Here is an 8,459-nt window from a genome sequence, read left to right as displayed (position 1 = left end):
AAATTTTTATTTTGTAATTATAAATTTTCAACCTATACGTAATAAATGTAAAAGCGCATAGCTAAGTTCTCTAAATTAAGTATGTATTTTGTTTCGCTTACTTTTTATTCCCTATACTATTAAGGTACGTTTTAACATCTACATCATATTCTTCGTAGACAGAATCGCATATCTCCTTGAATTTAGGAAGATTGAAATACTTCTGTTCGTAAAGATATTTGTAGAAGTTTTTATTGTAATATAGCTCTTCTCCAAAAAAAATTGGATTTGTTTCTTTATACTTTGCCCTTAGTTTATACAAATAATATCCGAAATAAGCTGCTGCCTTATATCGTTCCTTTTTTGTAAAGTCGAAATACCAAGCATAAGTGTCTTTGGTTCCATCTTTTATGAGGAATCCTATATAATTATCAAGCATTGCTAACCATAAACTATTCTTTTCATTTACTGGTAAGCGCAGAAGAGACTTTAATAAGCCTTCTCTAAGTTCCATGTGCGGTTTGTTATAAAATATTTTACGTATGAAGGTGTTAAACATACCAGATACACTTCCGTCTTGATCATATCTATTTAATATATCTGCTAGAACAACATTATTAATTTTTTCGTTCGTGTCGTAACCATAAGTCTTAAGAAGACCTATCAATAATAGCGGAGTATTTTGTTTTAGCCATAAAAAACTGGCTTTATCATCGTTTAAGAAGAACTTATTAAGATGCACTATTTCGTCGTTTAAACTAAATACGACATTATGCTTCTTTTCTTTTAAGTAATCTGCAATATATGTTGTTGGCAAAATAAAATTGTATCCTTTTACATAAATATAATTTGAAACTCCATATCTAATATAGTTAAGTTCTTTTTTATCAATACCATCTTTAGCTACCTCATCATACCACCCAGCATCAAGAGGTGGCATAGAAAAATAGTGTTTAGTTTCATTGATTATTGGAATTTTCTTCCTTTCTTGCATCTCCAGACCCAATATTTTTAGTTTATTCTGAAATTGAGTTGCAGACAAAGGCACAAATCCTCGCTTTATCAAATCGTTAAAAGCATAAGGAATTAAAGTTTTTATGTACTGTTCATTATTTGGAAACCACTCTGGTTCTTCATAATCATCGCCTTCGGACTCATCAGCTAAAGCACTTTTATAATCTTGTATTAGCGAATCCATTCTTATAGAATCAAATGGCAATATCATATCTTCCGATATTCCCAACTGTTGTTGAATTGCTAAAGGCAAAGAGCTTTTGTTCTCCATATTAAGCACTTTAGTTGAATCGTTGTTATCAGGATTATTTTCTTTTGTATTTGAATTATGTTTGCAGCCAAATAAAATTAAGATGGGTATTATTAACAAATATTTTTTCATTATTTCGTTGTTTTATTTTTATTCTATTATTTCACTATCTATTCACCTTTCAGCTTCGCGATTAAGCAAAACACTCTATTATTTAAGGTTATTATCTTATCGCTTTAAGGATTATTTCAAGTTCGTTTCTGTTCATTTTTCTTACTTTAATGATACAAACTTACTTCTTTTTTTCAAATTATAAGTTTCTTTAGACAGAGAAAAAACAATTTTAATATTTTTCTGTTAAATCATACACAAATTAGATGTAGAAAAATATATTTAAAATATGGTGTTAGTGGTAATATTTTGTTTTTTCATAGTTAATAATAAAGCTCTTACCGAGTAATTAGCAACAATTAATAAACGCCAGAGGTTTTGAAATTTCTTATTAAGGGGTTAAATCAGAATTTGAATGTTAACCAGAACAATACACTATATTTGATTATCTATAATGGTTATGGAAAGTATTGTAAGAAATGGGAGAATATATTGTTTTTTAGTGTAAAACAAAATAAATTATACAAATATAGGTAGGCTCATTTGTCTATTTATAACAAAAAAGCCCACCTATACTTGTAGAAAGTCAGACAAACAACAAAGTCTGTCTAACTCATTCTAATATATTATATAAGGTGTAATTGCATTTAATCGGGCAATAGCTGATAAGGTTTTTCTATAAAAAGAGTTGCTCCGTGTTCTATTAAGAATTCTTTATCTCGAAATCCCCATAATACACTAGCACAAGGCATACCACAATTTTTTGCAGTCATAACATCTACATCGCTATCGCCAATATATACTGCTGTTTCTTTTGGTGCATTTAGTTGTCGTAAAGCTTCTATTACTGTATCGGGAGCAGGCTTTTTTCTAATATTTTCGCGTTCGCCAATAGCAACTTTAATGGTATTGGGAAAGAAATGTTTAGCAAGTTCTTGCGTAGCAGCATAGAACTTGTTGCTTACAATAGCGAGTTTTTTTCCTCGAGCCTTTAATTCGGTAAGCATTTCTGGTATACCCTCGTATGGTTTAGTGGTATCGAGACTATGTTCTAAATAATGCTGGCGAAATGTAGCATAAACTTCTTCAAACTGTGGATTACTTATACCATTAGGAATAGCTCTCTCCATTAGTTTCTTTACACCATTGCCCACAAACATTCTAACATTTTCTATAGAATGTTCTGGCATATTATGCGTTCGTAAAGCATAATTGGTACTTGCTGCTAAATCTCTCAATGTTTCAAGGAGAGTACCATCTAAATCGAAAATATATGTTTCAAATTCCTTCATTTTAGTTATACTTTTATCTTTTGTGTTATTATCTGAAAACAGATGAGTGTCTACCTTCGTTTATCGTCGATTTTTCTTTTTTTATTCCAATCTTTATTCGGGTTGTACGATTCCTTATTGCGATTTCCCCGATTGTTAGAAGGACTACTTCCTATAGCCTTAGGGTCGTAGTTCACTTTTCCGCGGAAAGGTTTATTATCGTAGAGTTTACCAATAAGGTCAATTCTACCAATTCGTTTCAATTCTTTTTCAATATTTCTTCGTTCTTCAGGCTTATACCAAAAGAAGAATTGACGTTGTGCTAGCTTTTCACGTGGAGTCTTTGCAGAAAAAACTGGTTCTAATGTATAAGGGTCGTAGCCAGAATACCACGCTTCTGTAGAAACAGTCATAGGTGTTGGAGTAAAATCTTGTACCTGTTCCAGGTGAAAATCAAGATCTTTTGTTATTACTGCAAGTTCTGCCATATCTTCTTCTTTACAACCTGGATGCGAAGATATAAAATAAGGAATAATTTGTTGCCGTAAATTTTCTTCTTTATTTATTTTATCAAATATGCGTTTAAATTGATAGAATTGCTTAAACGAAGGCTTTCTCATAAGATACAAAACACGATCGGAAGTATGTTCTGGGGCTATTTTTAGTCGTCCGCTTACATGATTCTTTATTAATTCACGTGTATATTCTTGTGTAGAGTGGTTTGTTTTTTCGTCCTTTACATTATGCAGCAATAAATCATAGCGTACTCCTGAACCTATAAAACTTTTCTTTATACCAGGTAGAGCATCTACAGTTCTATATATATCGAGTAATTTAGAATGATCAGTATTAAGATTCGGACAAATTTCTGGGTGTATACAACTGGGACGCTTACAATGTTCACAGGCTTTTATATTCTTACCTGCCATACCATACATATTTGCAGAAGGTCCACCTAAGTCAGAAAGATAGCCTTTGAAGTCAGGCATTTGTATTACTTGCTTTACTTCTTTTAGAATACTTTCTTTAGAGCGACTTGCAATAAATTTACCTTGATGAGCCGATATTGTACAAAAAGAACAACCACCAAAGCAACCTCGATGGATATTTACACTGAACTTTATCATTTCGTAAGCAGGTATCACTTTTCCTTTATATTTAGGGTGTGGTTCTCGAGTGTAAGGTAAATCGTATGTAGCATCAACTTCTTCAGTAGTCATTGTAGGATAAGGCGGATTTACAACAATATATTGACCGTCTACTTTTTGAAGTATTCGTTGAGCATGTTTTTTATTCGATTCTTCTTCGATATGCTTAAAGTTTTCTGCCTGAAATTTCTTATTATATAAGCATTCTTCGTGCGAATGCAATACTATATCATTTGTAGTAATCCCTTCAGGAATATCTATCTCTTTACAAAGATAAGCTGTTTGTGGTATATCCTTTATAGCTTTTATTTTCCTACCATTCTCTAAAGCTTGTGCAATGCTGATAATCTGCTTTTCACCCATTCCATAAATTACAATATCAGCACCAGAATCGCACAACACACTTTTACGAATACAGTCTTTCCAATAATCATAATGGGTAAGACGACGCAGCGAAGCTTCAATTCCACCCAATACAATAGGAACATCTGGATAAAGTTGTCGAAGAATATTTGAATATACAATAGAAGGGTATTCAGGACGTAAGTCGTGGCGACCATTTGGTGAATAAGCATCTTCAGAACGTAAACGTTTATTAGCAGTGTATTTATTCACCATAGAGTCCATTGCACCAGCGGAAACTCCAAAAAATAAACGTGGACGCCCTAACTTTTTAAAATCTCTGAAATCGCCGTGCCAATCAGGTTGTGGTATAATTGCTACACGATAACCGGCAGCTTCTAAAACACGCCCTATAACAGATATTCCAAAAGCTGGGTGATCTATATAAGCATCACCAGAAAAAAGAATAACATCTAACTCGTCCCACTCTCTTAGCTCAACTTCTTTCTTTGTAGTAGGTAGAAAGTCGGTGAGCATAAAACGTGAGTTAGTTTGAACAATTTGATTCTTGTTCTTTTGTTCTCCTGTATTTAAATCTTTTTGTAAAGGCTTTATATTTGCCTTATAAGAGGGTTTATTTTGCCTTCTTGTGGATTTATTGTTACTCAAGTTATATCCTCTATTTTATATTCTGTTTGTCTTACAAAAAATAATGCCAGCTATACGCATCTCATCTGGTAAGACAAGATAAAAAATATGATATCATATTTTTATATACGAAAGTCAATGCAAGAAGCGCTTATAGTGAACTTTCCTCTGTTAGTTCTTCTTCGGATTGTTCTAAAGATTCTTGTTCTTTATCCCATTGTTTATAAAGATCTACAAGGTTCTTTAATCCAAAAGCCTTCATATTCTGATTATAAATTACATCTAAGCATAGGTCGAGCAACGCACTATCTTTTCCCGCCTCTGATTCTAACAAACTGCGTACATTCAGTTTTAATTTATCAAGTATTGTTTCATCTATTATTCCTGTAGAGCCAACAAGATTAGATAATAATGAATATTTTTGTAAGGTCTCAAAATGTGTATTACTAACCTCTATATATCTTGTTCCAGATGCGTTTGCTTGAATTTTGTACATCATCTCTCATTTAAATTTATGTTCAACTCTCGTATTTCGATTTCATTAATTTAGCAGATAAGCCACAATACCACGCATTATTCTATTACGTATTTCCTTATTCTTAATACACTCAAATGGAAAAGCCATAACAAAAGTGCGGAAGTCTGAACCTTTATAAGCTACAGCAGCACTAGTATTATCTGCATATTTCATAACACTAAATGCTGTATCTAAAGGTTGCAATATATCAGGCGAATAAGCTCCATAATGCTCTTCATTTATTGCCCTATATATATCAAATTGTGAACCTAATCCATTAATTATTGAATTATAATTGTCCTGATTACTTCCTGCTGCAGAAACCTTAAAGAATTTGGCAAGCCATTCTTGCTCAACATTACTTTTCATATCAGTAGCAAAATAAGCTCCGTTAACAAGAATTCTACCACCACGCATTAGATAATTTGCTATTTGAGTTTGCATACTGGGACGGAGAGCCTTATAATAGTATAGACTATGTCCATCATCTTTCTCCAATCCTAAGGCTAAATCTACAAGCGCATATTTTTGAAGTTTTACATAACCATTCTCAATCGCCTTACTTGAACAACTCACTATATTATAATTTCCACATGAGGCTATTGCATCTGCATGTGTCCTAACATAATTGAAATTATTTCCTGCTATGAACTTTCCTACAAACTCATCGCCACCATATCCTAAAGCAGCAGACCCTTCTTTACCTGATTGAGTTTTATCAAAATTACTTTGACGTCCATTCCACCCTGCGGTTTTACCATAACTAATTCCAGGGTCAGCCTCAAAATTGAAACCTTGTTCTACATCATTATCAATTACAGCTGGTGAAGAAAGGCGGTAAAATCCATTCACTATTAAAATAGTTTGCTTTGCACCTTCTTTATTGTATGCAGATAATACTTCGGTTGGAAAACTCTCGCCTCCACGATTACACGCTGTTATCCGGAAGTTATATACTACATTGGGTTCTAATGTCATTTCGTACGAATTGGTATTTACATTTACACCATTATCGAAATCACTTGTTCCTGTAGCCATATATATATTATAAGATGTAGGTTTGGCTGTAGGTTCTAATGGATCGTTTACTTCATTCCATCTTAAACGTATCTTGTTTTTTGAAATATATTCCATTCTAAAGTTATCCGGAGCCAATGGTTGCACAATACAAGCTTTATTATGGAGTGATGCCGTATAACGAAGAATAGTTTTATATATAGAACGTGCAAGTGTGAATTTGAAATTAGGATCTTGTCCAAACTTCATATCTGCAAAGTTTTGATGAGAAAGTGTCTCAATGATAGATGATGGAACGTCAGGAAGGCGTGTTTCGCTATAATTTGCATCTTTAACACCACGTGTATTCCAAGTTTTCTTAAATGTAGATTCTATATCGCGCTTCGCATTTGTTATGAGTTGAGAAGCAAAGGTTTGAGACGTTCTACGCGAAAGTCCGTTTCCGAAAGTTGGATTCCCCTGTTGTGTTGTACAAATAGATAATGTTCCTACTGTAGTTCCATCTGCTTTTACTCCAGCATCACTATGTACAGCTAAGACTAATTCGATAGGAACTTTTAAACCTTCTTTCTTTGGTATATACGAAGATCCGCCTGCAAGCCAATTAGTATAAAGTGAACGTGAATTAATATCATCATTATAGTCATTCGTTCCATTACTTTTACTGACAACATCTCGAGGTGCACCTGCCCATTGTGTATAATATCTTGCTCCTTCAAGTGCACGAGGTAAGCCACTAATTTGTCCTCCTCGAGCTATATTTCCCATACCACCGCCAAAACGAACTGCATCTGCAGTAACAACACCTCTGTGTTTGCTATGATTCGTTAATATTACTCGATTAAAAATATTGCAGCCTTTATCGAAAGCAAATGTACCAAGGTAGACCCAAGTACCACCACCCATTTGTTGATTCACTCGAAAATGGGTTTCTTGCCCTTTATGAAAAACAATATATTCAGCATCATCTACGCTTTTCTTTATAGTTTTATAACTTACATAGACAGCATAATCTCCATCTTCAGGAATGTTTGGTTGATAAGCTACATAACTAAGTTTGCTATTACGTTTCCTCGATTTTATTTTACGCGCAGATCCTGCAATAAACGGATTCTCTCCATCAGCGTATGTCCCTTGATGGTATGCAAATCCTGAACCTTCTATAGTTTCCCATTTCTTTTTATTATTTACTTCACTGTAAGAAATAATACCTGTTATTTTAGGATTGTCGTTATCCACTATAACTTCTTGCTTTTGCCAATCGCGTTCACGTGGAGAAATAACAACTGCCCCTGCATTCTCCAACATCGGAAGAAGATATGGTATTACTATGGTTTGTGTATATAAGTCTTCTGTTGTACCAAAGAGATTCGGACGTTGCCATTTCCAATATCCTTTATTCACATCATAATAACGACCATGAGAAGACCATATAGAGAAATGTCTATCATTTAATCCATCTGTAATTGTATTTGGACGAGATGTATTCTCAATCCATGGACGTCCCGTATATTCCGACTTTCCCCAATCAAATTTCTTTGTTTGCGCAGATATTTCGAAAACAAATACGAAACATAGTATAAAAGTAAGAAAATCCTTTTTCATTCGCCTACCTCTCCTATAGTGAATGATTCAGGATGCTTTCCCTTAAAATTCTTAAAATAGAGTTTAATAGTTCTCATATCAGCTTCAATATCTCCACTTGGCACAATAGATTGCGTACATTCTATCGTTTTTGTTTTATAATCCAATCCGTAAAGAAGAATTGGAATATTAGCTTTTAATGCTATATAATAGAAACCTTTCTTCCAATCCGGATTTAATGAACGAGTTCCTTCCGGGGTTATACATAAACCAAATTTATCTGTCTTTAATGCATAATCTGCTAATCTATCCGTCATACTAGTATGTTTACTTCTAAACACAGGAATACCACCCATTCTCCTTAAAAACATACCTAAAGGCCAAAAGAACCATTCTTTCTTCATTAAGAAATTACTTCGTATACCTTCAGCCTTCCCGTAGAGTTGTCCAAAGAAAAAATCCCAATTACTGGTATGTGGCGCAAGACAAATTATAAATTTGTCAGGAAAAGCAATTGTAACTTTCTTCTTCCATTTTAATTGTTTATAAAGAAGCCATGAAGCAAGTTTTTTAAGCAT

General features: G+C 33.5%; 6 protein-coding genes. All 6 read right to left on the bottom strand.

The features are described 5' to 3' along the window. Nucleotides 1–97: 97 nt before the first annotated feature. Nucleotides 98–1,375 carry a hypothetical protein gene (locus HMPREF9144_RS04585; protein ID WP_006044717.1) on the bottom strand — a complete coding sequence of 426 codons (1,278 nt, stop codon included), beginning with the start codon at nucleotides 1,373–1,375 and terminating at the stop codon, nucleotides 98–100. 626 nt (nucleotides 1,376–2,001) lie between these two features. Then, nucleotides 2,002–2,646, bottom strand: a complete 645-nt coding sequence (locus HMPREF9144_RS04580) for an HAD family hydrolase (protein WP_006044716.1) — start codon at nucleotides 2,644–2,646, stop codon at nucleotides 2,002–2,004. A 50-nt stretch (nucleotides 2,647–2,696) separates the two neighbouring features. After that, on the bottom strand, nucleotides 2,697–4,652 hold the full coding sequence (locus tag HMPREF9144_RS04575) for a YgiQ family radical SAM protein (protein WP_370992380.1): 1,956 nt from the start codon (nucleotides 4,650–4,652) through the stop codon (nucleotides 2,697–2,699). Nucleotides 4,653–4,914: 262 nt separating this feature from the next. Beyond that, nucleotides 4,915–5,259: a DUF8442 family protein gene (locus HMPREF9144_RS04570; protein WP_006044714.1), complete on the bottom strand. Its 345-nt coding sequence runs from the start codon at nucleotides 5,257–5,259 to the stop codon at nucleotides 4,915–4,917. Between the two features lie 45 nt (nucleotides 5,260–5,304). After that, on the bottom strand, nucleotides 5,305–7,902 hold the full coding sequence (locus HMPREF9144_RS04565) for a golvesin C-terminal-like domain-containing protein (protein WP_006044713.1): 2,598 nt from the start codon (nucleotides 7,900–7,902) through the stop codon (nucleotides 5,305–5,307). Continuing rightward, nucleotides 7,899–8,459: a 1-acyl-sn-glycerol-3-phosphate acyltransferase gene (locus HMPREF9144_RS04560; RefSeq protein WP_006044712.1), complete on the bottom strand. Its 561-nt coding sequence runs from the start codon at nucleotides 8,457–8,459 to the stop codon at nucleotides 7,899–7,901. Before HMPREF9144_RS04560 ends, HMPREF9144_RS04565 begins: the two co-directional genes overlap by 4 nt.

It is taken from the genome of Prevotella pallens ATCC 700821 (assembly GCF_000220255.1).
Classification (GTDB): domain Bacteria; phylum Bacteroidota; class Bacteroidia; order Bacteroidales; family Bacteroidaceae; genus Prevotella; species Prevotella pallens.
This window is presented reverse-complemented; position numbering and strand designations above follow the sequence as displayed.